Here is a 25,033-nt window from a genome sequence, read left to right as displayed (position 1 = left end):
CTTCTCAGGGAAGCAGGACGTTGGGGGCGCCCTGGACGATCACCCCGCCATGGGCCGTCATATCGCCCATGCGCGCCGCCGGCATGCCGCCGACGAGGAACTTGGGGGAGCCCATCACGATCACGTCCGGCGGGCCGACGCAGATGGCGAGGTCACCAATCCGTGCGACGGGCTGGCCGCTGACGAGCACCGTGGGGCAGGCCATCGCGATGGGCCCGCCCACATGCGGCTTCAGCACGTCGACCATGGGGCAGACATGCATGTCCCCGAGCCGGGCCGCGGGCTGTGGCATCGGTCGCCTCCTCGGGCGCATCTCAACGCACTGAGGGTAGCACGGCACGGCATCCGGTCGAGGTCGGTGGCGGCAATCCGTTTGGGGACCGGTCGCTTGTGCCGGGACGTCCCGAGATGGACACTTCCGGACATCAGTGCAGTGGAGGCCGTCCCGTGTCGTTTCCGCGTTTCCCCGCCATGCTTCTGGCGGCCTTGTTGCCGCTTTGCTTGGCGGCTGGGCGAGCGGGCGCGCAAGACTGCGACGCAATTCTGCAGAAATTCAATGGAGCGGTTGATGCCGGCAGGGAAACCGACGCCGCGATGCTTGTCGACATCATCGCCAGGGATGCCGCCTGCGGGCGCTACCAGGTCCAGGCGCAGCGCCGCCTCGCCGCCCTCCGGCTGCGCGGCGCGCAGACCCTCATGGCGAGGGGCCGTCCCGTCGCGGAGTATGAGCGCATGCTGGCCGATGCCGCAGCACCGGAAGTGCTCTGGCAGGCCTCGGCGACCGTCGGGGAAGTGCGCTTCGGCGAGCGGCGCTTCGCCGAGGCGGCATCCGCCTTCGATGCCGCGATCGAGATCGTCCGCAACGAGAGCGTGACGCCCAACCCGCCCGCTCCCTTCGAAATCCAGGACCTCGTCGACCGCGCCGCCCAGGCGCGGATCCTGGCCGTGAACGTGGCGGGCGAGGCGGGCGTCGTCCACACCACGCGCTCCACCCGCGACGGTCGGCTGGGAGGTCTCTACGCGGCCTCGATCAGAGGCATCGTGCCTAGGGCAGTCCCGGTGCCGATCACCTTCGACTACAACAAGACCACGTTCACCGCCGCAGGAGAGGCGGCCGCGCAGGAGCTGCTGACGGCGATCCGCGAGCAGCAGCCGGCCCGCGTCATGGTCGTCGGCCACACCGACGTGCGCGGCGGCGCCGACTACAACCAGAAGCTCTCCGTCGCGCGGGCCGAGGCCGTCGCGTCTTTCCTGCGGGACAACGGCATCACGGCCGAGATCGCGACCGACGGGCGCGGCGCCGCCGAGCCGTTGCGGCTGACCGATACCTCCGGCCTCAGCCAGGACGATATCTACGCCTTGAACCGCCGGGTCGAATGGATCCGCGACACGGGGAGCCAGTGATGGCCGCCCGCTTCCGGGCATGCCGCGCTCGGGCGGTTCTCGCGGGCATTGCGGTTGCGGCTGCGGCGCTGCTGGTTCCCGTCGCCGCTGAGGCCGCCGCGCTGCAGGCGCCCGGGGGAGGGCAGGTGCGGGCGCTCGCCATCGGCGTGAACGACTACCGCGCCTTCCGGCCCCTGCGCGGCGCCGTCGCCGACGCGCAGGACATCGCCGGGACGCTGCGGAGGCTCGGCGCGCAGGACGTCACGCTGTTGACCGATGCCGGAGCGTCGCGCGACGCGGTGATGGCCGCCGCCGACGCCCTCACCAAGCGCGCCGGCTCTGGTGACCTCGTGATCCTGTCCATCGCAGGCCACGGGGCGCAGGAGCCGGAGAAGGTCAAGGGCTCGGAGCCCGACGGCAACGAGGAAGTGTTCCTCCTGGCAGGCTTCGACCCGGCGACCGGCCCGGGATCCCGCGAGCGCGTGCTGGACAAGGAATTCAACGTCATCGTCAAGCGCCTGGAAGCGAAGGGCGCCTCCGTCCTCTTCGTGGCCGATGCCTGCCATGGCGGCGGGCTGGCACGCGAGGCGGACCCCCGCGGCGTCGAGCTCAGCTACCGGCAGGTGCCCCGCTTTGCCATCTCCGACGACGAGCTCAAGCCGATCGTGACCGAGGCGGACGCCTTCCTCACCCAGGTGGATTTCGAGCGCTCCGTCTTTCTGGGCGCCGTCGACAAGTTCTCGAAGGCGCCCGAGGTGAAGATCCCCGACGTGCCGGGCTGGCGTGGCGCCCTGACCTATGCCGTGGCCCGCGCCGCAGAGGGCGCGGCCGATGCCGACAAGGACGGGCAGGTGACGCTGGCGGAGCTCTACGCCTATGTCCGGCAGGTCGCCTACCAGCTCACCGACCAGCGCCAGAACGTGGTGACGATCAACGCGCCGGCGCTCGACATGCACACGGCGGCCGTCTTCCGCAGTGCCGGTTCGGGCCAGCAGGACGCTCCGCTCGCCTCACGCGCACCCTCCGCGCCGGCCGAGCTCCAGCCGGTGACCGTCGCGGCCCTCGATGGCCAGATGACGTGGTTCGCCGACATGCGCGCCCGTGCGGCCCCGGTCAGCGTCGTGGCAACGGACGCCGCGCCCGACCTCGTCTGGGATCCGGCGACCGGCGACCTTCTCGCCGGCGTCGACGTCATCGCGCGCGGCATCGATGTCGCCTCGATCGGCGCGGCGGCGGACCGCTTCGCCGCGCTGCGCGAGATCAAGCGGTTGACCGGCCGCGGTGCGCAGAGCGTGCGCATGGTGCCGGACGACCGGGTGCACCATGCCGGCGCGCTGGTGGAGGTCGAGGTGCCCGGCGCGGATGGACGGGCTCTCGCCGTCTTCAACCTCGCCGGGGACGGCACCGTCCAGATGCTCTACCCGCAAAAGGGCGATTCCCCGGTGCCGCAGGGCGAGGCGGTGCGGCTGCCCGTCAGGGTGTCGCCGCCCTACGGCGCCGACCAGGTCATCGCCGTCAGCGCCGCCGGGCCGATGCCGAGCCTGGTGGATGCCCTCGCCTCGCTCGACGGGACCCGCAATGCCGGCAAGGTTCCTGACGTGCTCGGCCGCTTCATGCCGCCGGACGCCAGGCTGGGAGCGACGGCGATCTTCACGGCACCGCGGCGCCGGCGGGCGCGGCGACCCGGCCGGCGGAGGAGGGCGACATGCGCCTGAGCCCGTCCCGGATCCTTGCCGCTGCCCTCGGCCTCACCATGCTGCTGCCCGGTAGCGTGGGGGCACAGACCGCGGCCCAGCCCTCGGATGACCGCGTCGTCGGCGGCCGCCCGGCCGAAAAGGGCGCCTGGCCGTGGCAGGTCAAGATCTATGCGCCCGACCCGCAGCAGCGAGGCAGGTCGGCGGCTCATTGCGGCGGCACGGTCATCGCGCCGAACTGGGTGCTCACCGCCGCGCATTGCTTCGTCTCCGGCAGCACGGGCAAGCAGAGCCTCACGGCCCGCGACATCCTGCTCGTCGCCGGCGAAACCGAGCTGCCGCGCAGCCTCGTCGCCAAGGCGGGCGACCCCCGCATGCTGCGGGCGCGAAACGTCGTGGTGCATCCCCAGTTCGACATCAGGACCTTCGTCAACGATGTCGCGCTGGTGGAACTGGAGACGCCGACGCAGGCGCAGCCGGTGCCCTTGCCGGGCGAGGCGGCCGCCCAGACCGACCTCGGCGGCGCTTCGGCCGTGGTGACGGGTTGGGGCTTCACCTCCACCGCGCACGGTTTCGATACGGCGCAGCTGCCCACGGCCCTCCAGGAAGCCGAGCTTCCCGTCGTCTCCGTTCCCGCCTGCCGGCAGGCCTATTCCGACAGCACGATGCGGGGCTACTCGCTCGACCAGCGCAACCTCTGTGCCGGCTTCCAGGAAGGCGGACGCGACGCCTGCCAGGGCGACAGCGGCGGTCCGCTGGTGGCGCGCGCCGCCGGCGGCTGGACCCAGGTGGGCGTCGTCAGCTGGGGCGAGGGCTGCGCGGCGAAGAACCGTTACGGTGTCTACACCCGCGTCGCCGCCTTCGAAGGTTGGATCAGGGAGACGACGGGGGGCGCGCCCGGTCCCGCGGCACCGCCCATCGCCGCAGCCGCCGTCGCAGTGCAGGCACCTGCTGCTACGCCTGCGCCCTCGGCTCCGGCCCAGCCCGGCCCGCAGTTCACCGCGCAGGACGCCCTGGCGGCGCTGGTCCCGTCCGGGCAGCCTCAGCCCCCTGCACCAGTGACAACTGCGCCTCCGGCCCCGAAGCCGGTCTCTCCGGCACAGCCCGCCACGGCCGGCGACGCTAGCGGAGACCGCGCCCTTCTGATCGGGATCGATGCCTACCCCGGGCAGTTGCGCCTCGTCGGCTCGACCAACGACGTCAAGGCGGAGTACCGGCTGCTGACGGAAACGCTCGGCTACAAGCCCGAGCAGATCATGACGCTCACGGACGAGAAGGCGACCCGCGCGGGCATCCTCGCCGCCATCGACGACTGGCTCGTCGCGGGATCGAAGCCTGGCTCGCGCGTCTTTATCCACTTCAGCGGCCACGGTTTCCAGGCGAAGGACGACAATGGCGACGAGGAGGACGGCCTCGACGAGACGCTCGTCCCGGTCGACGTCGAGCTGGTGCGTGGACCGAGCGGCAAGGTGACCGAGGTCAAGAACCAGATCATCGATGACGAGATTGCCGCCCGCATGGCCAGGCTGCGCGACCGCAAGGTGACGGCGGTGTTCGACTCCTGCCATTCCGGCACGGTGACGCGCGACGTCGGCGGGTCCGGCATGACGCCGGCGGACCTCGGCTATGTCCGAAGCCTCGAGGCCGTCCTCGATCTCGACCAGGAGCTGTCGCGCAAGCTCACCTCCGCGCAGCGCTCGCTGCGGGCCGCGACTGCGCCGAAATCCTCGTTCGTCGAGCGCATTGACGATGCCGTGGTGTGGTCCGCCGTCGCCGAGGACCAACTCGCCCTCGTCGACCGGACGGCGGCGGAACCCATGGGGGTGTTCACCCGGCGCTTCGTCGATGGCGTGCGGGCCCGCAGCGGCGGCAAGGGTGCGACGAAGGAGCCGAGGAGCCTTGCCCAGCTGCTCGACTACGTTCGCTCCCAGTCGGCCGCCTACTGCGACACCCGCCCGGAGTTGTGCAAGGCCGGCCTGACCCCGCAGCTGGAGGCCTCGGCCTCGCGGCTCGGCGAGGACGCGGTGACGGGCGTCGAGCCGTCCTCCACGCCGGAGGCGGTGCAGGCGACGCTCGGGGCTGAGAACCCCGCCGGCGTGAGCCTCGAGATCCTGCCGGGGGACGACATCGCCGTGGGGCAGAAGATCGCCTTCCGCGTGCAGACGAAGAAGCCCGGCTATCTCGTCCTGATCGACGTCGATGCCTCCGGCAAGCTGACGCAGATTTGGCCCAACCGGCACTCGATGGCGACGCCGAAGGGCGAGAAGCCGACGGCCAACCTGCTGAAGGCAGGGCGCGTGCTGACCGTGCCAGACATGGGCAACCCTTTTGCCGGCTTCGAGTACGTGGCCGAGCCGCCCTCGGGCAACGGCATGGTCGTCGCGGTGGTGAGTGACCAGCCCGTCCAGGTGATCGACCTGCCCGACATGCCTGTGACGCTGGGCGGGCAAAGGGCGGCGCTCGACTACGTCTACCGCCTCGCACAGTCGCTGCGCATCACCCCGGCCGACGAGGCGGGGCGGGTCGTGCAGCCGAAATGGTCCTTCGCGTCGAAGCCCTACACGATCAGGTGACACCATGGCGCGATCGATCCAGGTCCTCTTGTGCCTTCTCGCCGGGCTGGGGCTTTGCCTTTCCACGGCGCAGGCGATGTCGCAGGAGGGGGCGACCCGGCTCGCCCAGGCGCAGTCCCGCCTCGCCATGCGGCTGCTTCGGACCCTGCCGCAGGGAGGCGACACGGTCAGCGTCTCTCCGGCCAGCCTCGCGGCGGTGGCGGCTTCGCTCGACCTCGGCGCCTCGCCGCGGTTCCGCGCCGCGATGCACGGCACCCTCGGCTTTCCCGACGGCGACGCGGAGCGCGACTTCGCCGGTCTCCGCGACAGCGTGCGTGCGGCCGGCTCCGCCTCCGGCCCCCTGCGGCTCGCCGACCTCGTCGTCGTCGATGACGGTGTCACGCTCTATCCCGGCATCCCGCTCTCTTTCGCGAAGGAAGGTCTGGCGCTGGAGCGCCGGGACTTTCGCGATCCCGGCACGCTTGCCCACATCAATGGATGGGTGAAGGACAAGACGGCGGGGCTCATCCCCTCCATCCTCGACGACCTGCCGGGCGATGCCAGCCTGGTGGCGCTGAGCGCGCTGCATTTCAAGGACCGCTGGCAGGTTCCCTTCGACCGGCAGGACACGCGGCAGGCCGCGTTCCGGCCCGTTCGTGGCCCGGAGCGCCAGGTCGCCATGATGGCCCTTGCAGAGGGCCGCTACGCCTTCCGCCGCGACGACCGGTTCACGGCCATCGACCTGCCCTTTGCCGACGGACGCACACGCCTCGTCATCGTCACGACGACGTCCGAGCGCCCCGCGCCGCGGCGCAGTTTTTTGGCAGCGGCAGACTGGCTGGCGGGCGAGGGGTTCCGGGACGTGCAGGGAGACTTGCGGCTCCCGGTCTTTTCCGTGTCGCAGAAGAGCGATCTCACCGGTCCGCTCGATCGGCTCGGCCTGCGGCGCGAGCGGCAGTCACCCACTTCGCTGGCCGGGTTCGGGCCGGACCCCGCCCGCCTCGGCAAGGTGGTGCAGCGTGTGGAGATGAAGGTCGACGAGGACGGCGCCGAGGCGGCGGCCGCCACGGCCGCGGTCGTCGAGCGCAGCATCGCCGGCGAGTTCGTGCGGATGACGGTCGACCGGCCCTTTATCTTCGCCCTGCGCGACGCGCCGACCGGCCTGTTGCTCGTTGCCGGCTACTACGGGGCTCCGCCCGCCACCCCCGCGACGGCGGAGCGCTGACATGCACGATCCCTTCCATCACAATCCACTAAAGTCGTTTTCACTCAATGCGCTTGACGGGAAAGGCGCAGTCTGGTGCCTGTACGAGCCGGACTTTCCGGCGCGGGATGGTGGAATGCCGTACAGCTGGGACCATGGTGAAGTTTCCCGGGACCTTGCATTTCTGGAAGGCTTCAGCTGGCACCGCGCGGCCTTCTCCGACCGCATCTGCGAATCCTCGCAGGACAAGTCGCCCAAGGTACTTGCCGGCCTCCGCATGGAGTCGACCTACCAGCTGGCCGAGTTCCTCTATTCGCTGAAGGCCTATGGCGTGGAGTCCGAAGCCTCCATCGACCGCTTCGTCGAGCTCCACAACAACTACATCGTCGACCTGACGAAGGACAAAGAGAAGATGGAGCGGCTCGGGCTCACCATGGAGCGCGCGCTCGCCGGCATCTTCACCGCCGACACCAAGCCGAGGCTGCTGCAGAACTGGAAGGCGCGTCCCGGGGCAATCGACCAGTCGAACCTCGCCCGGTTTCTGGTCGCGGTCATGTCGACAGAGACATGCCGGAAGGTGGTGGTGGACTGCAGCGCCGCCGGCCTCCTCGTGCGCGAGCGGACCCCGTACGGCACCGTCCTGGTCATCTCGACCGGCAAGATCGAGGACATCTTCGGCAGCTGCCTGCGCGACCTCAGGCGCTCCATCCGCACCATGGGGACGCCGTCGTGAGCGGGATCGGCCGGCGCGCCGTGATCGCGGGTGCGGTGGCATTCCTGCTCGCGTCCGTGCCGGCGCTTGCCGCGGCACACTTCACTGCGGCCGAGAAGACAGTCATCGCCAGAAATCCGGCGCTGAAGAGCCTGTCGCGCTCGGATCCAGCACTCGTGCGCCGCACCCTCGACGAGATCGAGGCGGCGAAGGCCGCCCCCGGCACCGGCGGCCGGGGAATGCCGACGCCGGACGCGGAACGCCGGGAGTTCCTGCAGCGCAATCCCGACCTGCTGCCGCTGGAAGGCGCCTCGCCGGAAGCGATCAACGACCTGCTGAAGCGCATCAAGGCCGCGGGCGGGGGCAAGCCCCAGACCCGCTAGTGCTCACTTCTCGATCCGGAACAGCCGTGCACCGATCGACACGTTGCCGTCGGTCGCGATCTCCTTCTGCAGAGCTGCGAACAGTCTGTCAGCCGGTACGGGTTTCGCGAGGTCCAGGGCGGGCAGGGGCTTGTCGCTGCTGACGGCCACCAGCAGCTGCGGCTTGGACGCTGCCGGAGCACGGTCGATAGGCATGCCGAAGGTAATGGGCGATTTCGTCTTCACATAGGGCAGCATGCTCTGCACGGTGCCGTCGTCCCGCACCAGGATCAGGTCGAGGTAGCGGGCGGGGCCAGCCTCAAGCGTGCCCGTGAGGATGTCGCCGAGCCGCACCGTGTCGCGTGCGAGTTCGATGCGCGGTGCCTTGCCGCGCTCGCGCGCGCCGATGCGTGCCAGCATGTCGACGGCCGGGCACTGCGCCTTTTCCACCTTGCCCACCGTGATCTTCGCCTCGAACCCATTCGCGGCGGTGAACTCCCGGTCGAGCTGCTGGAACGGTGCGACTTCCGATCCGTACCCCTCCAGCCTCGCGCTGCCGCCGGCGATGTCGACGGGCTGCACGAAGAAGCACGGGCCGCCCCGGAAGCCATCGAGGAAGCTCTGAACGCGGTCGGTGCTTCCATTGGCGGACGGTGGGGTGGTCACCGTCGAGGCGGGAGGAGCGGAAGGGGAAGGAGCAGGCTCCACCTTCGCCACATCGGCCGGTACCGGCTGCGGCGTGGGCTGCACCGGCTGTTGCGGAGGAGGGGATGCCGGCGCGGGGGGATCGAGGATGATCGTCGAGAGGTCGGGCTTGGGTGTCGGTCCCTGCGGCGCCGGACGAGAGTTCTCGACGCTGCTCGCAGTGGGCTTCTGCGGCTCAGGCGAGGGTGGTGCCGAAGAGGTCTCCGCAGCAGTGCTCTGCGGTGACGGGGCCGAAAGCGGCGGCGCGGTCGCCTCCTGCTTCGGCGGCACCGGTGCAGGCTCGACCGCTGGCTGCGGCGCAGGCGCCGAAGCCTGGCCATCCTGCAACGGCGGCGCCTCGGGCTTGGGAGCCTCCGCAGTCTGCCCGCCGGACGGCGAGGCAGTGGACCCGCCTGGATCCAGCGTCGGCTCCGCCGTCGGCTTCTTCGCTGGCGGAGCGAGGACGAAGCGGTCGATGGCGACATACGCTCCGCCGGCCAGCAGAAGGAGGCCCAGCACGGCCGAGATTGCGAGACCCCGTCGTTTGCCGCCATCGCCGCCCGGCTCCGGATCGCGCGAACGCGGCGCTCCGCCACTCCCTGAGTCGGATGGTCCCGGCAGCGGGCGGGCCGCCACCGGCGTCCACTCGACGATCTCGGCCATGGAGCGCGGCCTCGCGTCGGGGTCGGGCTGGAGCATGGCGGCGAGCAGCGGCCGGATGCGCTCGTCGACATCGGCGAGGTCGGGCACGCTGCGGCGCTTTTCCAGAACGTCGGCCTGCGTGCGGCCCATGTCGACGGCCCGGCCACGAAGCGATTGCGCCACGACGAGGCCGAGGCTGTAAATGTCCGAGCGTGGCGTCACCGTGCCGCCGAAAAGGCCGAGCTGCTCGGGCGAGACGTAGCCGTATTTTCCTGCGAAGCCCTCGCCGATCACGGTTTCGCCGCCGAGCCCGCCCGACTTGGCGATGCCGAAGTCGATGATGCGCGCCCGTGCCGGGTCGCCGCCGGGCAGGATGATGTTGTCGGGGGAGATATCCCTGTGCACCACGCCCCGCTCGTGCGCGGCCTGCAGGCCGGAGGCGACGCGCCGCATGAGCACCCGGGCGGCATCGAGGCCCAGGGGCCCGTTCTTCAGGAGGTCGGCCAGGGACGGCCCTTCGACCAGCTCCATGGCAAGGTAGGGACGCTGCAGCACCGGCTCGACCGTGAAGACGAAGTACCGGACGATGGCCTCATGGTGCAGGTGGTGCAGCGCCGAGGCTTCTTTCCGGAAGAGAGCGAGCGCGGTCGGGTCGCCGGCGTAGTCGGCCTTCAGAACCTTGATGGCAACGGAGTCACCCGTCTCCAGCATGCGGCCGCGATAGACTTCGCCCATGCCCCCATGGCCGATGCGCTTGCCGACCTCGTAGATGCCGCTCAGCGTCGTGCCCGGCGGCAGGGCCTGGTCGAAGGCGCCACGCTCGCCGCTCATGGCCTCACTCCCAGATGTCGCTGCGGGCCGGGCCCGGGCGAACCAGCGTCATCTCCCGCGCATGCGCGCGCACCACCACGACGGTGACGTTGTCGCTCGCGCCGTCCGCCAGGGTCGCCGCGACCAGGGCGTCGCTGGCCTGCTGGCACGACCTGCCCGCGACGCAGGACCGAATTTCCGCGTCGCTGAGATGGCCGGTCAGCCCGTCGCTGCACAGGACGAAGGCATCGCCTTCGCTCAGTGTGCCCCGCGCCATGTCGACGGCAAGCATGGTCGATGCGCCGACGGCGCGCGTGATCACGTTGCGGCCGGGAAAGGTGCGGGCCTCGTCGGGCGTCAGCGCGCCGGATTCGACGAGATCCTCGACAACGGTGTGGTCGCGGGTGAGCTGGACGATGCCCGCACTGTCGACCCGGTAGATACGGCTGTCGCCGGACCACAGGCAGGCATAGCCGTCGTCGCCGGCAACGAGCGCCACCACGGTGCTGCCGATCACCGCGCCGCGTTCCTCGGCCATCCGGCACAGGGCATCATTGGCCTGATCGAGGCTCCGCCTGGCGGCTTCGATGCGGCTTTCCAATGCTCCGTCGGCAGCAACCTCGCGCAGCCGTGCCGCCACCATCTGGCTGGCGACGTCGCCTGCATCATGCCCGCCCATGCCGTCCGCGACGGCCCAGAGGCCGGCTTCCGGGCGCGTGACGAAGCTGTCCTCGTTGATCTCGCGCACCAGGCCGGGATGGCTGGCTGCGCCCGTCTCGAAGATGAAGGCGTCGCGCATGGAAGCGGCCTCACTCCCGAGCGCCGAAGCGGCCGGTCAGCATGCCCGTCATCAGATAGGGATCCGGCATCTTCACGGCGAAGAGGCCGAGGGGTGGGTAGTCCTCGCCGCCCGTCGTCCACCAGACCGTCGAATGGGCGTGCGTCCCTGCGGCGTCAGCACCCGCGAGCACGGCCAGCGCCGGTTGGGCGGGTCCGTCGCCGAGACGGGCCGCGAGGGCGCCGCCGGTCACCCGGCGCACCCCCGTCGGCAGCACCTCTTCGGCAGGCGAGGGTGCGGGCAACGCATCGAGCCGGGCCTTGGCGTCCTCAAACGTCGCGGCCGGGTCGAGCGTGGCGAGCAAGAACTCCTCCAGCATGTCGAAAAAGCGGTCCTGCGAATCGAGATGGGGCGGCGGAATGCGCGCGTGCCCATCATCGAGCACGAAGGCGGTCAGCGGGAAATAGCGGCCAACGCCGTCCATTGACGGCATGAAGGCGCCCGCCACGGCCCGGCCGGCCAATGCCGGACCGAGCCAGAACCGCCAGATCGGCGCGCGCAGGAACACGTCCTTCCAAGCGCCGCCGAGCGTTGCGCGGCTCGCGGATACGGCCGCTTCGATCCATGGCTCCCAGACGGCCATGAACTCTTGCGGCGCCGATACGGCGACGAAGTCGCGGCGGGAAGGAAGCTTGCCGTAGAGCCCGCAACGCATTGTCACAGCCCTCCGGGACAGCGGAAATCGCGGAGAAGGGCAAGGTTGAGCGGGTTCGACAGCGAACTCGCCGCCATCTGGTAGGACACCTGCTTGCCGCCAACGCCGAAGCTCGCGACCAGCCGGTCTCCCTTCAGCAAAACGCTGCCCGCATCCAGCAGGCGGTAGAGCGACCAAGGTCCGGTCTTCTCGAGGACTGCCACCGGCGCCCCGGTGTCGCTGAGAACCGTCACGGCGGACCGTGTCACGCCTTGGTTCGGCCAGATCACCGGCGTCGCGGCGCTACCTGCACCGGTGGGGGGCGGCGGTGGAGGAGGCGGGGTGCTGGAAAAAAGCCCGCCGGAGGGCGCCGGCGGCGGGATGGCTTGCGCTGCGACGGTGGTCACCGTCGTTCCCGCGGTCTCGAGCTTGGCCGGAACGTTCTGCGACAGCGGCAGGACGGACAGTTGGAGCTGCGGCGCCTGCCCTCCCGCCGGGAAGAACGCGTCCCGGATCTGCGCTGCCTTCTGGAAATCTCGCAGCGGGGCCGGCGAGAAGCCTCGTGCCAGCCGGCTGTCCGGGCGCCAGGCCCAGACCGGCCGGGAGCGGTCGGCCTGCGGCGCGAGCTTCTCCTCGAAGAATTTGTCGAGCACGCCACCCTGGCCGAAAAGCCGGCCGAAATCATTGAGCGGAACGTCCCGGTCGGTCCCTTTCGTGAACGGGTACCGGTTGGCGACGATCTGCTGGCAGACCCGCCCGACTTCGGCGAGCGCCTGGGTGAGCTGCGCCTGCATCGCGCTGGCGGCGTCGCCTTCGAACTCGCCGGCCGCGGCGCGCATCATGTCTCCGACCGGCGCCGGCAGGCGGTTCGATGCGGCGCGGAGATTGGCTACCGAGGCCTGAATCTTTTGGGTCGCCTCCGCCGCCGCAGCGGGATTTCCGGCGGAGAGCAGCAAGGCCTCGTTCACGCCGCCCAGGCTCGCCAGCGCAGCATCGATCGGCCGCTTCCCCGCGTCGCCCTCGACGGCCTCCTGATAGGGACGGAACTGCGCCTCGATGGAGCCGCCGGGACCGAACCTGTCCGGTCCCTTGCCGAGCTTCGAGAGCATGGTCCCCGCGCCGGCGGGCAGCCGGACCTTGCTGGTCACCTGCCCCAGCGTCTCGGCCGCCTTCTTCACGTCGTCTCCGGTCGGCGCGTCCTTGGTCTGCTTCAGCGACGGGAGTTCGCGGGTGAGCACCGTTTCATCCCGCACCGCCTCGAGGAGGCGTCGAAGCGGAGAGGTGGCCGCAGCGGCGGCACTGAGCGTCGTGTAGCGGGGCTTGTCGGCCGTGAGCGGCTTGATGACGAGCTTTCCCAGCACCTGCTTCCAGGCCGTGACGAAGTCCTTGGCGTAGAGGTCGAGCAGGTCCTGCGGAAGGCGCTCGTATTGCCCGGCTACCGCCGTCTGCTGGCCAGCCTGGCCCATCACCCAGCGCTCCCGGTCCAGCCGGTCGGCGACCTCGTCCAGCCTGTCGATGAGGCCCCGGTGGAAGCCGAGATAGGTGTAGAAGCCCGGCACCTTGAGCTTGTCCAACGGATCGCCGCTGGTCGTCGCGAAGACGGCCGCTGCATCTGGGCCGGCGTGGTCGACGAGGATCCAGTCGCGAATGCCCGCCCCGGCCGCTTCCTGCGACTGGGACTGCGCCTTCAGGTACTCGTAGGCACGCTGCGCCACGCTGAGGCGGGCGAGCGTGTTCTGGCTCTCCGCCACCAGTGGCCCGTTGAGCTCGACGATGGGGATGTCGCCTGGCCCGAGGTCGAGCATCGCGTCCAGGTGGTCGGCGAGAGCCTCACGTCCCGAGGCATTGGCCGCCCCGGGGTAAAGCTCCGTCCAGTCCCGAGCCATCCAGTTGCGGATGAGATCCTTGTCCACGGGAATATCCGGCAGGCCGCCGAGCATCAGGTAGACCTTCAGCGGCTCGTAGATGCCGGCCGGGTTTCCGCGAGCCGCCTCGAGCTGCTCTTCCAGCCGCCAGATCAGGCGCGAGCGGAACATGCGCTCCAGCGCGGTCTGGTACGCCGTCTCGGAGGCCGAGCGCAGCCTGTCGCGCTGGCCCAGGCCGAGCGTTTCGGCCGGCGATACCGCGTCGCCGCGGGTGCCGTACCCGGCCGGCAGGTAGCGCAGCTTGTGCAGGGCAGGCAGCACCTTTGCAAAGTCGCGGTCCGAGATGACCTTTTCGGCCGCGAGCGGGCCGGCACTCTTGCGGTAATCGTCGAGGGCGGCCGTCGTATCCTCGATAAGGGCGCGGTTCCGGGCGTAACTCGTCCACCACGCCGCGCCCAGCCCGATGGTGGCGAGGAGGACCGCAGCCATCGCCGTCCAGCGCACAATCCTCTGCCGCCGCACCGCGGCGGGGTCGGTCGACACCCATGCAGCCTCGCCGATGACCACCTTCTCCAGCAGGTCGCCGAGGAAGTAGCTGCGGCCGGTGCCGGAAAAGGACGAGGCAGGCACGGCCTCCGCCCCGAAGCTGCGCGACAGCGCCCCCATCAGCTGGTCGATAGGCGTGCCTTCCTGCGTGCCGGACGTGAAGTAGAAGCCGCGCAGCGTGGCGTTGGCGTGGTAGCGGGTGGGCTCGAAGATCTGGTTCAGGAACCCGGCGATCGGCTGCTTGAGCCCGGCCATCTGCGCGGGAAAGCCGAACAGGCGGACACGGGCGACCGGATCCGGTTCCTCCTGCGTGCGGTCGGCGATCTCCTGGGACAGCCGCTCGACGAGCGCGTCCATCTCCTCCGGCACGGTGCCGACGAGGTTGAGCGTCCGGCTGTCCGTCTGGAACGTCGCGCCCCAGACGACGCGGCGCCCGGCCTCGTCACGGTCGGCGAAGAACTCCCGGAAGCCGCCGATCAGGTCGGCCTTGGTGAAGACGACATAGACGGGGAAGTCGACCTTCAGCCGCTCATAGAGCTCCAGCAGCCGGGCGCGGATCGCTGCCGAATGGGCGGCGAGCTCGGCCGGAGGCAGCGTCAGCAAATCCTCGATGCTGATCGCGACCAGCACGCCATTGATGGGCTGGCGTGGCCTGTTCCGCTTGAGCAGGTCGAGGAAGGACAGCCAGCTCTTCTGGTCGGCCCGCGTATCGGAATCCTGCGTCGTGTACCGGCCGGCGGTGTCGACGAAGACGGCGTTCTCGGTGAACCACCAGTCGCAATAGCGCGTGCCGCCCACCCCGGCGATGGCCGCGGGCGTGACGCCCCGCGCCAGCGGGAACTTCAGGCCTGAATTGACGAGCGCGGTTGTCTTGCCCGAGCCTGGCGGGCCGATGATGAGGTACCAGGGAATGTCGTAGAGGTAGTCGCCCTTCGATCCCTGCGCGGTCTTGAGCGTGGCAAGGGCGTCGCGCATGCGATCGCGCAGAACCAGGGAGTCGGGATCGTCCTCCGTCTCGGTGAGCGCGCCCGCGATCTTCGCCGCCTGCCGGCGGGCGCGGACGATGCGCCAGACGACGATCGCGATAGCGACGAGGATGATCGCTGCCGCGATGCTCCCGCGCACGACCGTGCTCTCGAAAGGACGCGTCTCGCCGAATGCCAGCAGCTGGCCGGCGAACCACACCAGCGCAGCCAGCGCGAGGGCGCCGATCGCGATGAGCCCGATCCTGATCCAGGACGCGAGGGTCATGGCGCGCACCGCATCAATCGGTCCTCTCGATGAGGATCTCGACACGGCGGTTGCGGGCGCGTCCGTCCGGCGTCGCGTTGGAGGCGATGGGCGAATCCGATCCCTTGCCGTCGACCTGGATGCGCTGCGGCTTGCTGATCGCGGGCTTCAGCAATCCCGCGACGGCCTTGGCGCGCGCCAGAGACAGCTCCCAGTTGCTGGCGAAGCGTGTGGTGTTGACCGGCGTGCTGTCGGAATGTCCAACAATCCGCACCCAGCCCCACTCCTTCTCCAGCATCGCGCCGATGCGGGCGGCGTGGGAGAGGAAGCCCTCCTTCACGTCGGCGTCGCCGGAGTCGAACATGGCCACGCTCGGAACGCGCACCACGATGGCGTTTGGCGAGGGATCCACCGACACCGTGCCGGCCTGGATCTCGGGGGCCAGAGCAGTGCGGATGCGCTGCAGCTGGGTGATCCGGTTCGGCTCGACGGGCGGCGGCGGAGGAGGCGGCGCGAACACCTTGCGCTCCAGGGCGATCCGGTCGCGGGGGTGCAGAGTCACGGTTCCGTCGGACGCCGCCTCGGCCGGCCCCGAGAGCAGGGCGCGGAACGTCAGGAACAGGCCGAGCAGCGCGACGCCCAGCACCGACGCGACCACCCAGACGGGGACCACGACGCGGGACGCCCTCGCGGCGAGCTGCCGCCCCTGCCAACGCGGCGAAAGCTGCAGGCCAGCGCGCGGCTTCACCCGGCGCAGCGTCTCGTACAGGTTGCGCTGCACCTGCTGCAGTTCGGCGAGGCCGCCGGCGCCCATGCGGTACTTGCCCTGGAAGCCGAGCGCCAGGCAGGCGTGCATCAACTCCAGCAGGTCGTAGTTGGTCGCGGGATCCTGCTTCGCGCGATCCAACTCCTCAAAGAAACGGACGCCGCCGATGCGCTCGCCGAAGAAGCGGCTGAGCATGCTGTACTGCGTCCAGACCTGCCGGTCCTCCCGCGGGATATGCTGGACGATGTCGTCCGCGGCCGCGCAGATCACATACTTGGCGGATTCGGCCTGGGCCGCGGGCACGTCGGCAGCCCGGATCTCGCGGTCGAAGGTCTCGATGCCCGGCGCGACCTGCTCCATCAGCCGCTGGAAGGGGGCCCGCAACATGTCGACGCGCAGCCGCCCGAGCAGCACCAGCAGCGGCCCGGCCGCCTTCATGATCGGGTTGGGATTCGGAGCCTCGGCTGCGCCCGCCCCTAGGTGAACCGGCGCCCGTTCGACGATGCCCGGCTGTTGTTCGCGCCGCGGCGGGGGCGGCGGGGGCTCCGGCGGGAGCATCCAGTCTTCGGTGCCCGCCGCGGCAGGCGGCCGGGCAGCGGGTGGGGAAGGCGATGGTGTGGCCGGTGACGCGGCGGGAGAGGCGGGAAGGCGCCCGCCGGGGTTCGGCCGCAGAACGGTCCTGTCGTTTCGTCCGAAGGGGTCGTCCGGCGGCCGGCCGCTCATCGCCTGTCGTCCAGCACCGCCCAGAGCTCGAGCTCGAGCTCGGGCCAGTCACCCGAGAAGTGCATGCCGATCGAGCTCGCCGTGCTGAACTCCGGCCACAGCGGCGAATTCCGGTCGAGGAAGAAGTAGACGTGGTCGGTGATCGCGCGGATCTGCGGCGGCGGCGTCGGCAGGTGTACGAGCGGAACGCCGGGAAGGTGGGCGTGCACGATCTCGTTCATCTTGGTGTTGGGCCCCACCTTGAACAGGCGCGGGAACTGCGTCTGGATCTCGCCCAGCGGCCGGCGGGCGCCCACCTCCATCACGAGCGTGGCATTTCTGAACAGGCTGCGGTCCCTGATCGTGGAGATGAAGGCGTTCTGCGCCTTCTCCGTGATCTCGAGCCGGATGGCCCGCCGTCCGAGCCGCGCGCTCAGGAAATCCTGGAGATCGCGCAGAATGGGCTGGAACACGGATTCCAGGTCGTCATGGTCGTACGAGGGATAGGTCCGCGCCCGCCGCTCCGGCGTGGCGAAGGTCGCGAGTTCGCCGACCAGCCGCAGCAACTCGACGTGCAGTCGCTCGGGGTGAACGTAGCGCGAGCGGTGGAAGTGCTGCAGCACCGGCTGGGTCCGGTTGAGGAGCTGCAGCACGAGGTAGTCGGCGCTCTGCAGCCCGCCGCCGGCCGTCGGGTCGGCCGCATAGCGCGACAGCTCGTCGAGCTTCGTCTCGATCCAGCCTGTCACGCGATCGATCCAGCCGTCCACGACGGGGCTGGCCGAGCAGGTGAGGATCGGCGGCGCGTGCTTCTCGTCGAGGAGGACGAGCTTGTCCTTCACCTCGACGATGCGGGCGACGGCCAGCGAGGCGAAGCCGGGCTTGCCCTTGCGGCCGATGTCGAACGCCATGCGGGGCAGCGCGACGTCGATCTCCTCCTCGGCCCTGATGGGAGAGGTGGAATCGATCAGCAGCTCCTGGCCCGGCACGAAGCGCGAGGCGCTCTCGGCATCCGCCTCCTCGACCTCGCGGGTGTTGGACGCGGCCAGCGGCATGGCGACGAAGATGGTGAGCTTCGCCGCGCTTTCCGGCACGTCGACGGGTGTCGGCAGAGGGCTGTCGTCGGGCAGCGCGAAAGGCGTTCCGTCCGGCAACACGCCGGCGGCCCGGCGCAGGCCGAACTTGCCCTGCTGCAGGAGGTCGCGGTCGATCGCGATCGTGCTGAAGCCCCAGGGATAGGGCGAGATGGCGCGGACGCGGCTCTCGACGAGGTGTTCCAGATAGCGGTCGCTCTGCTGGAGATGGTGCGGGCGCAGGAACAGCCCTTCCGACCAGAGGACCTTGCTGTACCAGGACATCGCTCCCCCTCGTCCGTCCGGCCTATTGCTGGTCGTAGCAGTCGGAAAACTCGATCATGAAGGCGTCCACCAGGCCGTGGTCGCGGTTCGACGTCTTCGCCGACCAGCGGGCCGTGTAGACGTCCCACAGCCTCGCCTTGCGCGACCCCAGCATCGCCGAGATGCCCTTGTCGGGCTCGATGGACGCTTCCACCGAGGCCGGGGAAAGATCCTTCTCCAACCGGCGCAGTGCCGCCTGCATGGCCCCGTAGGTCTTCACCTGGTGGGACTTCAGGTCGGAGAAGGATTGAGCGAAGGCACGATCGGCGGGCATGAAGCTGGCGCTGGCCGGGCCGAACATCGCCGTCAGCGCGTCCTGGGTCGAGGGCGAGAACTTCAGCGGGTTGTTGTCGACGGCCTGCACCATCGTGTGCGAGCCGCTGCGCACGAGCTGCTTGGCCTGGGTGCGGGCCATCAGGAGCTGGCGAAGGTTGTCCGCGGCCATGCGAAGCGTGGCGCCGATCTGCTCGGCGACATCACCCGGATCACGTCCGGCGAAGGTCTCGGCCGGCACGCCAAGTCCGGCGGCGATCCGCTGCAGGATGGCTGCATCCCCACCGTGCCTCGCCGGCTGCGGCGGCGCATCGAACGGAGAGGGAAGGGGGGCGGCCGCAGCCGGCATTTCGGCTGCTGCAGGCGGCACCGCGACGGGCAGCGGCTCAGATGCGGCAGGGCGGCGGGGTGAGGGAATGGCGGGCGGCTCGTCCGGCACGGGTCCGCGCACGGGCGGCGCCGGCGCTGCGGCCCAGCCCAGGTCTTCCTGCACCGGCGGCTTTTCCGGCGCAGGCGCGGGCGGCTGCTCGGCGGCGCGGGGCGCAGGAAGATCGATGGCCCAGTCGAGGAAAGGCGTGGCACTGCTGGCCGGTGGCCGGGGCGGGCGCACGTCTTCGACGGGAGCAGGCGGGGCGGCGCCGGAAGCGTCCTGCCAGGGGCTCGCCGACGGAGCCGGAACGGAGGCCGGTGGTAGAGCTGCCGGTGGCTCCGGCGAGGGAGGCGGCGTCGTGAGCGAGGACGGCGCGTCGGCCTCGCCGGGCGCGGCGCTGATGTCGACGCGAACGATGTAGTGGCCGATTGCGAGCCTGTCGCCGTTGCGCAGGCGGTACGGGCTCTGCACCCGCACGTCGCTGCCATTGACGTAGGTGCCGTTGGTCGACACGTCGGTGAGCCAGTACTCGCCGTCGCGGAACCGGACCTCGCAATGCTTGCCGGAGATGTAGCGGCTGGGGTCTGGCAGGGTCCAGTCGAGGTGGCGGTCGCGGCCGACGTCGAGGCCACGCTTGCCGGACACGGTGACAGTAACCGGTCCGCCGTCCGGCAGGTTCGGCTCGTTCTCGATGGTGAGTGTCAGCGGCATGGTGGACCCTGGACCCCACGGGGCGCGGCAGGGAAAGCGCAACGCCACAACCGATGATTGTGGCTGGTACCGCAAAGGAGCAAGCGGAACTTGTCCCCGGCCATCGCTCTCGCAGTACGCGTCATATGAGGTGCATGCCCCGATGTGTCCCGCCTGACCGGGCGCCGGAACGCCAGCCGCCGCGGCTCCGCACCGGTTTTGTCGCATGCCACCTTGATTGAGGAAAGCTCCGCTAAATAGTTGCTCTCCAAATGGATTGGAGCGCTTAACACCCCCGCTCGCGTTGACGGGACGGGACCCTTCTGCGAGCCTTTTCTGGACGCAGACCGGAGGTCCAGCAATGCGCTACACCGTGCTCCTGCCGGCACTGGCGGTGCTTGCCGCCGCCACTGCCAGCCCAACAATGGCTCAATCCGTCTACTCGGCGGATGATGTGGTCAAGCGTTTCGCGCCAGCGCTGTCGGGCGGCGACGTCCGCGCCCTCTGCGTCGGCACCGAGACGGAGTGCAACGAGCAGGCGCAGGCGGCCGCTTCGGTTCCGCCCCCGCAACCCTTCGATCTCCTCGTCACATTCGAATTCAACTCCAACGCGTTGACTTCACAGGCCAAACAGAACCTGAACGAGTTCGCGAAGGCGCTGAAGGATCCGCGCCTCGCCGCCGGCAAGTTCGCCGTCGAGGGCCACACCGACGCGCGGGGTGGCGACCGCTACAATCTCGTGCTGTCGCAGAAGCGGGCCGGCGCAGTCGTCAAGTACCTCGCCTCCGCGGGCGTGCGGCCGGACCGGCTGCTCGCCAAGGGATACGGCAAGGAGAAGCCGCGCGACGGAACGGATCCCATGGATCCCGTCAATCGCAGGGTCGAGGCCAAGCTGGCGCAGTAGGCGCGCAGGTCACATGCCGAGATCGCCGCCGGCGGCGAAGCGCATGCCCGCCTCCAGGCAGGCTTGCGTCGCCGGCCAACGCCGCGCAACCGGGACGGAGCAGGAGGCGAGCGTCACCGCCACCATGGCGCTGCGGCCCGTGATGTCGGCCGGCGCGTTGGCCGTGTGCTCTCCGAGCGTCAGCCCGCCGCCGGACCAGCCAGCCGCGAGCGCCGCCCACGTGCCCGGCGCTGCCTGGCTCGCGTCCAGCCCGAACTCCAGCGCCGCGCGGCGGGCCGGCTCGTCAGGCTCGCGGACCCAGTTTTCGGCAAGCTCGATCCCGCGCGCATCCGGTCCGGTGACGTCCTTGCCGAGAAGGTTGCGCACGCTGCGCGTGGCCCACCACACCGTTTCCCGGCGGGGCAGAGTATGCGCAAGGAAGCGCACCGCCTCGGCCCCCGTCTCCGGCTTGAGCAGCCGGGCGAGGTAGACCAGCGGCAGCTCATCCGGGCCCGGCGCCGCGCGAATGTCCGTGCGGAGGGCGGGAAAGGCCTCGAACACCTCCGAAGCCGTCTCGAAACGCAGGCGCGACATGGCCGCTCCTCAGTTCATGGTGATGAGCCCGCCCATCAGCGTCAGCAGGGCGGAGCCGGTGACCGTGGTCATCGTGCCCGACAGCATGGCGGGCCCGTCGGCGGTCACCATCACGACCGGCGAATGGATCATGATCGAAGCGGGGGTCATTGTGATGGTGCTCTGGCCCACCTTGAACTGCATCATCACGTCGGACTCCATGGTCAGCATGGGGCCGGCCTTGGTGCTGATGTTCATGGCCACCTTGACGTCTTGGTTGCCGGATTTCACCTCCAGCACGTCGTCACCATTCTTCAGCGTGGTCTTGCGCGAGGGCGACCCCATCGGCGGGACGAAGGCCTCGCCGATCTCGCGCTCCTCCTTGTTGCGGACGAGCACGTCGAGGTCCTTCTCGGCGCGGAGATTGACCTTCTCCGACCCCTTCTTGTCCTCCAGCGCGAGCTCGTTGTAGCCGCGTCCGCCCTTGGACGAGTCGGATTTCAGGCCCGACTTCGTCTTGTTGGCCGGCAGGTCGTAGGGAAGCTCGTTCTCGCCATTGTAGACGGAGCCGACGACCAGCGGAAAATCAGGGTCGCCGTCGAGAAACTCGACCACCACCTCGTGCCCGATGCGCGGAATGATCTGCTGGCCCCAGCTCTTTCCGGCCCAGTTCTGGGCGACGCGCACCCGGCGGGACGGCTTCTTGTCCCGGTCCCAGTGGAACTGGACGGTGATGCGCCCGTGCTCGTCGACGTCGATCTCCTCGCCGGACTTGCCGACGACCTTGGCCGTCTGCGGTCCGTAGATGCGGGGCTTCGGGGTCTGCGGCGGGGCGCGGTAGGTCTGGTCGCTCTTCAGGAAGACGTAGCGCCCGGCATAGTTTTCGCCCGCGCCCTCGGATCCCGACCGGTAGGCCTCGTTCTCGAACTGGTGCTCGGCCCTGAGGACGAGGTGGTCGGCATTCTCGGCGCCCGTCGGATGCTGCTCGAGCTTGAAGCGCGCGCCCGGCATTAGCCCGACGGCATCGCCATGGCCCTCGCGGCGATGGTCGAGGGCCTGCTCGGCCTCCAGCCGGATGCGGGCCAGTTTTTCGCCGAGCCCGCGGTCGATGTAGCGCCCGGGATAGTCGTAGCGCTCGAGCTTCGAGGAGGAGTAGCGCTCCGAGCCCTGCGCGTCCGCCTTAAGGCTCGCGCTGGGCTTGAGGTAGTCGTAGTCGTTGAGCGTGAACTTGCCGCTGCGGAAGTTCCGCTCGCTGGTCCACGACACGAAGTGCGGCCGGTCGCGCTGGTCGCCCGCGCCGCGCGGCAGGAAGGTCACCTTCTCCACGCCCGGCATAGGCGTGTGGCACGAGGGCGCGTCCGCCAGCACCAAAGTGTGCTTGTCGTCCGTGTGCTCGAAAAAATAGTAGATGCCGTATTCTTCCATCAGCCGGGAGACGAAGTCGAAATCCGTCTCGCGATACTGCACGCAGTACTCCAGCTTCGCATAGGACTGCGTCAGCTTGAGCTTGTAGTCGGTGTAACCTCGGTCGTCGAAGACCGCCTTGACGATGTCGGGAACCGACTGGTCCTTGAAGATCTTGCAGTTGCTGGTGTGACGGAGGAACCAGAGCCAAGGCCGCAGTTCCAGCCGGTAGGCGTAGTAGTCGTCACGCTTGCCCAGCCACTGCGCGCGAATGAGCGTTCCGTTGAAGATGCGCTCGCCGGACTTGTAGGTCTTGATCTTGACGCTGCAATTGCGGCCCAGGGCGTCGTCGAAGTTCACGTTTTCCTGCTCGCTCAGGGCGGCAACTGAGAACTCAAAGACTTCGCTCAGGCCTTCCGTTCCCTCGAACGCCGTCAGCACCAGGGTGTCTTTCCCCAGCGGCGTCTTCAGCAAAGAGGCCCGATCATCCTGCCGGAGCATGGTTTCACCCTGGCTGCATTTACGTAATCAAGTGCATCAGCTTGACGCTATACATGCGGCATTGGAAAGTCGACGGGCGCGGTCTGCAATCGGATTGGGATGGGAGCGCTCGACCGCGCCGCCGCGCTCACGCACAGTCCGCCGTGCGCCGGCCGAAAGCCCGCAGCGACTGTGCACGGGACCGCATCTTGGCCGCCATCATCCCTGTCCTCACCCGCCTGGACGAACCGCTTTCGCCGGAGGCCCCCTGCGGCCCGGACCTCGACGCGGAGTATGATCCGGACTTCACGAACTTCATGGCCCGCATCGACGGCCTGCTGCCGGCGGCTTATTTCACGTTCGACCGGTCGAGCATCAAGTTCGACGTCGAGGCCGCAACCATTGCCGGCCTTCTGGAGCGCACGCGCGACCTGCGCCTGCTCGTCGTCCTCTCGAAGCTCGCGATCCTGACACGCGATACCGAAACCTTCTCCGGGGGGCTTGCAGCCATTGCCGGGCTGCTGGAGACGCAGTGGACGCATGTTCATCCCGCTCCCGACGATGGTGACGTCTCGCTGCGCGGCGCGATCCTGCAGACCCTGGACGACCTCCCCCACGTTGTCCTGCCGCTCCAGCACATCACCCTCGCCGAGAGCCGCCGCTATGGCGCCGTGCGGTTCCGTCACGAACTGCTTGCCAATGGTGAAACCGCGGCCCGGGAAGACGAGGAGACGCTTGACCGCCAGACGATCGATCTCGCAATGGCGGACGCCGACCTCGACGCGATGAAGGCGCAGGCGGCCGTGCTCGGTGCCACGCACGCTGCCGTCGGCCGGATCCACACCGTCTGGCTGTCGCAGGCCGGGCACGACCAGGCGGTGTCCCTCGAGCGCGTGGACGGGTTGCTCGGGCGCATGGTCGCCTTCCTCGGCGCTGCGATCTCCAGGCGCGATCCGGGCTTCGTGACGACCGGTGCGGCCAGCCATGAGACGGCACCGGCGGGTCAGGGACCAGCGCAGGGGGCCATGGCTGCCCCGGCGCAGGTCTCTGTCGGATCGATAGCTTCCCCCCGCGACGCGGCCCTCGCTCTTGCGGCGGTGGCCGAGTATTTCGCCGCTCGCGAGCCCTCCAGCCCCTCCCTGCTCCTCGTCCGCCAGGCGGAGCAGCTGATCGGCAAGTCGTTCCTGGAAGTGATGCAGGTTCTCCTGCCCGGCCAGCTCGACCAGGCCAACATCCAGATCGGCGGGCAGGAGTTCTTCGACTTGCCGCTCGAGCGGCTGGGCTCGCTCGACGGCGCTACGTCCGGCGCAGGCTATGCCGACGATCCGCCCTCCTGGCAGTCCGCCGAGGACGGCGAAGTCGGCGACGAATACACGTCCGGCACGGGCGATGACGGCGCTTCCGACGCCGGGGAAGTCGCGGAAACAATGCCCGACGGGACGGATACGCAACCGGATAATTCTCACTCGCCGCCTGCCGTCGCGCAGGCCCGCGAATCCTCGCCGGTGAAGCCCATTGTCCAGAGCCGGCAGGCCGCCATGGCCGTCCTGCAGCAGGTCGGCACCTATTTCCGCGCCGCCGAGCCGTCGAGCCCGATCCCGTTCCTGACCGAGCGGGCACGGTCGTTCGCCGAGCGGGACTTCCTGAGCCTGCTCAAGGACGTGCTGCCGGAAGCGAGCCTCAAAAAGATTGGAGGCCAAGACTGAACGTTACGTTTGACGCGCAACGTTGCGTAGCGTTCCATGAAGGAGAACGACGGGAAACCGCGAGCAATCGCGAAGATCAGCGGAGATCCTGGCAATGTCTTCCGATAGCGGGCAGAAGTTCATCAGCCGTAACAGGAAGCCTCGGGTGCACATCACCTACGAGGATCCCTACAATGCCGACAAGAAGGTTGAGCTTCCGTTCGTCATGGGCGTCCTCGGGGACCTCTCCGGCAACACGCCCGGCGTCGAGAAGCCCGAGGTCAAGGACCGCAAGTTCCTCGAGATCGACATGGACAATTTCGACCGGCGGATGGCGGCCATCCAGCCTGGCGTATCCTTCCGCGTCGACAACAAGCTCGGTGACCCCGGCGCCGGCGAGAAGCTCAGCGTCCAGCTTCGCTTCGACAAGATGGACGATTTCAACCCCGCCGCGGTCGCGCGGCAGGTGCCTGCCGTCGCCAAGCTCCTGGAGGCGCGCGAGCAGCTCGCCAACCTCCTGCGCTTCATGGACGGCAAGGTGGCGGCCGAAGGCAAGCTGAAGGAGCTGCTGGCCGATCCGCAGCTGATGGCGGCTCTCAAGGAGCGCGCCGGACAGCGCGCTCCGGCCGAGCCGGGCGAGAGCGAGTGAGCGGGGAG

At 69.4% G+C, this 25,033-nt stretch carries 19 protein-coding genes; 9 read left to right on the top strand and 10 right to left on the bottom strand.

Annotated elements, in window-relative coordinates:
* Positions 1-4: 4 nt before the first annotated feature.
* A complete protein-coding gene (locus AC5JCN_RS12235) occupies positions 5-292 on the bottom strand; it encodes a PAAR domain-containing protein (protein WP_495755341.1) in 288 nt (95 codons plus the stop codon).
* Positions 293-594: 302 nt separating this feature from the next.
* On the opposite strand from AC5JCN_RS12235, the gene AC5JCN_RS12230 reads away from it, so the two are divergent.
* The 6 genes from AC5JCN_RS12230 (at position 595) to AC5JCN_RS12205 (ending at position 7,928) form a co-directional block, all read left to right on the top strand.
* The gene (locus tag AC5JCN_RS12230) at positions 595-1,404 is read left to right on the top strand and encodes an OmpA family protein (protein ID WP_495755340.1); all 810 of its coding nucleotides are present in this window, start codon (positions 595-597) and stop codon (positions 1,402-1,404) included.
* Positions 1,404-3,098, top strand: a complete 1,695-nt coding sequence (locus tag AC5JCN_RS12225; RefSeq protein WP_495755339.1) for a caspase family protein — start codon at positions 1,404-1,406, stop codon at positions 3,096-3,098. The genes AC5JCN_RS12230 and AC5JCN_RS12225 overlap by 1 nt, the downstream gene beginning before the upstream one ends.
* Positions 3,089-5,650 carry a trypsin-like serine protease gene (locus AC5JCN_RS12220; RefSeq protein WP_495755338.1) on the top strand — a complete coding sequence of 854 codons (2,562 nt, stop codon included), beginning with the start codon at positions 3,089-3,091 and terminating at the stop codon, positions 5,648-5,650. The genes AC5JCN_RS12225 and AC5JCN_RS12220 overlap by 10 nt, the downstream gene beginning before the upstream one ends.
* Before the next feature lie 4 nt (positions 5,651-5,654).
* Positions 5,655-6,854: a serpin family protein gene (locus tag AC5JCN_RS12215; RefSeq protein WP_495755337.1), complete on the top strand. Its 1,200-nt coding sequence runs from the start codon at positions 5,655-5,657 to the stop codon at positions 6,852-6,854.
* A 115-nt stretch (positions 6,855-6,969) separates the two neighbouring features.
* Complete coding sequence (locus AC5JCN_RS12210) at positions 6,970-7,566, top strand: hypothetical protein (protein WP_495755336.1); 597 nt, start codon at positions 6,970-6,972, stop codon at positions 7,564-7,566.
* Positions 7,563-7,928 carry a hypothetical protein gene (locus AC5JCN_RS12205; RefSeq protein WP_495755335.1) on the top strand — a complete coding sequence of 122 codons (366 nt, stop codon included), beginning with the start codon at positions 7,563-7,565 and terminating at the stop codon, positions 7,926-7,928. The genes AC5JCN_RS12210 and AC5JCN_RS12205 overlap by 4 nt, the downstream gene beginning before the upstream one ends.
* Before the next feature lie 3 nt (positions 7,929-7,931).
* Here the strand turns inward: AC5JCN_RS12205 and AC5JCN_RS12200 are convergent, their stop codons facing one another.
* From AC5JCN_RS12200 to tagH, 7 genes are all read right to left on the bottom strand, one after another.
* A complete protein-coding gene (locus AC5JCN_RS12200; protein WP_495755334.1) occupies positions 7,932-10,064 on the bottom strand; it encodes a serine/threonine-protein kinase in 2,133 nt (710 codons plus the stop codon).
* A 4-nt stretch (positions 10,065-10,068) separates the two neighbouring features.
* Positions 10,069-10,842, bottom strand: a complete 774-nt coding sequence (locus AC5JCN_RS12195; RefSeq protein WP_495755333.1) for a PP2C family protein-serine/threonine phosphatase — start codon at positions 10,840-10,842, stop codon at positions 10,069-10,071.
* 10 nt (positions 10,843-10,852) lie between these two features.
* A complete protein-coding gene (gene tagF / locus AC5JCN_RS12190) occupies positions 10,853-11,536 on the bottom strand; it encodes a type VI secretion system-associated protein TagF (RefSeq protein WP_495755332.1) in 684 nt (227 codons plus the stop codon).
* A gap of 2 nt (positions 11,537-11,538) precedes the next feature.
* Positions 11,539-15,177 (bottom strand): type VI secretion system membrane subunit TssM, encoded by a 3,639-nt coding sequence (gene tssM / locus AC5JCN_RS12185; protein WP_495755331.1) that lies wholly within the window; start codon positions 15,175-15,177, stop codon positions 11,539-11,541.
* A 13-nt stretch (positions 15,178-15,190) separates the two neighbouring features.
* A complete protein-coding gene (gene tssL, locus AC5JCN_RS12180; RefSeq protein WP_495755330.1) occupies positions 15,191-16,480 on the bottom strand; it encodes a type VI secretion system protein TssL, long form in 1,290 nt (429 codons plus the stop codon).
* 161 nt (positions 16,481-16,641) lie between these two features.
* Positions 16,642-17,979, bottom strand: a complete 1,338-nt coding sequence (gene tssK, locus AC5JCN_RS12175) for a type VI secretion system baseplate subunit TssK (protein WP_495755329.1) — start codon at positions 17,977-17,979, stop codon at positions 16,642-16,644.
* A 22-nt stretch (positions 17,980-18,001) separates the two neighbouring features.
* On the bottom strand, positions 18,002-19,372 hold the full coding sequence (tagH, locus tag AC5JCN_RS12170; RefSeq protein WP_495755328.1) for a type VI secretion system-associated FHA domain protein TagH: 1,371 nt from the start codon (positions 19,370-19,372) through the stop codon (positions 18,002-18,004).
* A gap of 340 nt (positions 19,373-19,712) precedes the next feature.
* Here tagH and AC5JCN_RS12165 point away from each other — a divergent pair, with 340 nt between their 5' ends.
* Positions 19,713-20,255 (top strand): OmpA family protein, encoded by a 543-nt coding sequence (locus AC5JCN_RS12165; protein WP_495755327.1) that lies wholly within the window; start codon positions 19,713-19,715, stop codon positions 20,253-20,255.
* 9 nt (positions 20,256-20,264) lie between these two features.
* Here AC5JCN_RS12165 and AC5JCN_RS12160 read toward each other — a convergent pair whose 3' ends face one another.
* Both AC5JCN_RS12160 and AC5JCN_RS12155 read right to left on the bottom strand, forming a co-directional pair.
* Positions 20,265-20,828 (bottom strand): DUF6931 family protein, encoded by a 564-nt coding sequence (locus tag AC5JCN_RS12160; protein ID WP_495755326.1) that lies wholly within the window; start codon positions 20,826-20,828, stop codon positions 20,265-20,267.
* Positions 20,829-20,837: 9 nt separating this feature from the next.
* Complete coding sequence (locus AC5JCN_RS12155) at positions 20,838-22,712, bottom strand: type VI secretion system Vgr family protein (protein ID WP_495755325.1); 1,875 nt, start codon at positions 22,710-22,712, stop codon at positions 20,838-20,840.
* Between the two features lie 188 nt (positions 22,713-22,900).
* Here AC5JCN_RS12155 and AC5JCN_RS12150 point away from each other — a divergent pair, with 188 nt between their 5' ends.
* Positions 22,901-24,397 carry a type VI secretion system protein TssA gene (locus tag AC5JCN_RS12150; RefSeq protein WP_495755324.1) on the top strand — a complete coding sequence of 499 codons (1,497 nt, stop codon included), beginning with the start codon at positions 22,901-22,903 and terminating at the stop codon, positions 24,395-24,397.
* Positions 24,398-24,491: 94 nt separating this feature from the next.
* Complete coding sequence (gene tssB, locus AC5JCN_RS12145; RefSeq protein ID WP_495755323.1) at positions 24,492-25,025, top strand: type VI secretion system contractile sheath small subunit; 534 nt, start codon at positions 24,492-24,494, stop codon at positions 25,023-25,025.
* Positions 25,026-25,033: the final 8 nt, after the last annotated feature.

This window comes from Alsobacter sp., assembly GCF_059501845.1.
This window is presented reverse-complemented; position numbering and strand designations above follow the sequence as displayed.

Bases quoted from the DNA above. Each gene is read 5' to 3' on its own strand.
- tssM (WP_495755331.1), bottom strand. From the start codon at position 15,177: ATGACCCTCGCGTCCTGGATCAGGATCGGGCTCATCGCGATCGGCGCC.
- AC5JCN_RS12230 (WP_495755340.1), top strand. From the start codon at position 595: ATGCTTGTCGACATCATCGCCAGGGATGCCGCCTGCGGGCGCTACCAG.
- AC5JCN_RS12200 (WP_495755334.1), bottom strand. From the start codon at position 10,064: ATGAGCGGCGAGCGTGGCGCCTTCGACCAGGCCCTGCCGCCGGGCACG.
- AC5JCN_RS12155 (WP_495755325.1), bottom strand. From the start codon at position 22,712: ATGCTCCGGCAGGATGATCGGGCCTCTTTGCTGAAGACGCCGCTGGGG.
- AC5JCN_RS12215 (WP_495755337.1), top strand. From the start codon at position 5,655: ATGGCGCGATCGATCCAGGTCCTCTTGTGCCTTCTCGCCGGGCTGGGG.
- tssL (WP_495755330.1), bottom strand. From the start codon at position 16,480: ATGCTCCCGCCGGAGCCCCCGCCGCCCCCGCCGCGGCGCGAACAACAG.
- tagH (WP_495755328.1), bottom strand. From the start codon at position 19,372: ATGCCGCTGACACTCACCATCGAGAACGAGCCGAACCTGCCGGACGGC.
- tssB (WP_495755323.1), top strand. From the start codon at position 24,492: ATGTCTTCCGATAGCGGGCAGAAGTTCATCAGCCGTAACAGGAAGCCT.
- tagF (WP_495755332.1), bottom strand. From the start codon at position 11,536: ATGCGTTGCGGGCTCTACGGCAAGCTTCCTTCCCGCCGCGACTTCGTC.
- AC5JCN_RS12220 (WP_495755338.1), top strand. From the start codon at position 3,089: ATGCGCCTGAGCCCGTCCCGGATCCTTGCCGCTGCCCTCGGCCTCACC.
- AC5JCN_RS12160 (WP_495755326.1), bottom strand. From the start codon at position 20,828: ATGTCGCGCCTGCGTTTCGAGACGGCTTCGGAGGTGTTCGAGGCCTTT.
- AC5JCN_RS12235 (WP_495755341.1), bottom strand. From the start codon at position 292: ATGCCACAGCCCGCGGCCCGGCTCGGGGACATGCATGTCTGCCCCATG.
- AC5JCN_RS12195 (WP_495755333.1), bottom strand. From the start codon at position 10,842: ATGCGCGACGCCTTCATCTTCGAGACGGGCGCAGCCAGCCATCCCGGC.
- AC5JCN_RS12210 (WP_495755336.1), top strand. From the start codon at position 6,970: ATGCCGTACAGCTGGGACCATGGTGAAGTTTCCCGGGACCTTGCATTT.
- AC5JCN_RS12225 (WP_495755339.1), top strand. From the start codon at position 1,404: ATGGCCGCCCGCTTCCGGGCATGCCGCGCTCGGGCGGTTCTCGCGGGC.
- AC5JCN_RS12165 (WP_495755327.1), top strand. From the start codon at position 19,713: ATGCGCTACACCGTGCTCCTGCCGGCACTGGCGGTGCTTGCCGCCGCC.
- tssK (WP_495755329.1), bottom strand. From the start codon at position 17,979: ATGTCCTGGTACAGCAAGGTCCTCTGGTCGGAAGGGCTGTTCCTGCGC.